This window comes from Paractinoplanes rhizophilus (genome assembly GCF_042664765.1).
Taxonomy (GTDB): domain Bacteria; phylum Actinomycetota; class Actinomycetes; order Mycobacteriales; family Micromonosporaceae; genus Actinoplanes; species Actinoplanes rhizophilus.
The window spans coordinates 1-1357 of the sequence record NZ_JBHTBJ010000112.1 but is presented as its reverse complement, the minus strand read 5'-3'; the positions used below and the strand labels follow the sequence as shown (position 1 = coordinate 1357).

At 66.8% G+C, this 1357-nt stretch carries 1 protein-coding gene; it reads right to left on the bottom strand.

Going from position 1 to position 1357, the window contains the following annotated elements:
* Positions 1-32: 32 nt before the first annotated feature.
* Positions 33-1202, bottom strand: coding sequence for an ISAs1 family transposase (locus ACFQS1_RS40435; protein WP_378978372.1), 1170 nt, complete (start codon positions 1200-1202; stop codon positions 33-35).
* Positions 1203-1357: the final 155 nt, after the last annotated feature.

The window sequence follows — 1357 nt, the reverse complement described above, 5'->3', positions numbered from 1 at the left end:
CAGGGCTTTCGCAAGGTCGAAGTATGACCGTTTTAGGTGATTCCTAGGAGTCGTAGGGATCGGTAGGGGTCTCGGCCGTTTCGGCGTAAGGCTGGCGCGATCGAGGTGACGCCGTCGAGGCGGAGAAGGCTGATCGCGGTGTTACGCAGGGTGGCCAGCACGCGGGGTGCGTTGCCGGTGCGTAGCCGGCTGGCGTCCTCGCGGTAGGTCGTGTCGCGGATGTGGTGAAGGACTTCGATGGCCCAGTGTCCGCGTAGCCAGTCGGTCAGCTCCTCGGGGCTGGCCTGAGCTGCGGTGAGATTGGTGATGGCGTACACCGTGACGGTAGACCATCGGTCGGTGGCCGCGTTGTACCGGCGGCGCCGGATCCGCAGCGCCTGCACCGCGTACGGAAAGTCCAGCGCCAACGCGCCAAGGCAGGTGACGGCCTGCAACGCCCGGACGTCGTAACGGCCGTGCCCCCGATCGTGGGTGGCGTCCAGCGCCGGGATCTTCTTCCAGGGCAGGGCTTTGACCTGCCGGTACAACCGTGGCTGATTGCGCTTGACGACGAAGACGTAACCGGCCTTCTTCTCCTCGACCAGCCAGCGGGCATGCTCCCGCTGGGTATGCAACGCATCCGCCGTGATGATCGCCCCGGCCAGGTTCAGACCTTCCAGCAGCGGCGCGAACCGGCTGATCTCGTTCGTCTTGCCGTTGACGTCGATCTGTGCCAGGACGATCTGTTCGGCCTGGTCCAGCGCAGCCAGCAGATGCACCTGGGCTCCGGCTGGGCCGCTGCCTCGTAGCGTCTTGCCGTCGACCGCGATCACCCGCCGGCCCGCGCCGGTCAGACCCGCCCGGCCCAGCAGCCAGCGGCACACCGCGGCATCCAGAGCGTCGGCGTTGACGCCGGTCAGTACCCGCGACAGGGTGCTGTCGTCAGGCACGCGTCGGGCACCGGTGAACGCGTCGCGGGTAGCGCCGAGACGATCCCACACCGCGTCGGGCAGGTCGGCTGCCCACTCCACGATCTCCACGACCCGGCTGGAACCCGAGACCACCGCCGCGATCGCGATGGCGAGCAGTCCCGGCAGCGGATGGATCCGCCCCCGCGGGTCCCGTGGGTCCGGAACTGCCGTGAGGACCTGTAACAGCCCCGGTGTGTCCTGTTCCGACAGCGGCGACACGCCGGACAGGCGTGCGGACAGGCCGCCGATCAACGATGATGCTTCCACGAACGCGGTCCTTCTCGATCATCCAGTCTAGACACCTGAATGATCACCAGAAGGCCGCGTTCTTCTACGTACCCGCCAGAACCGGCGTGACTACCCTACAACCGACTATCCGGTCATACCTCGATCTTGCGAAAGCCCTG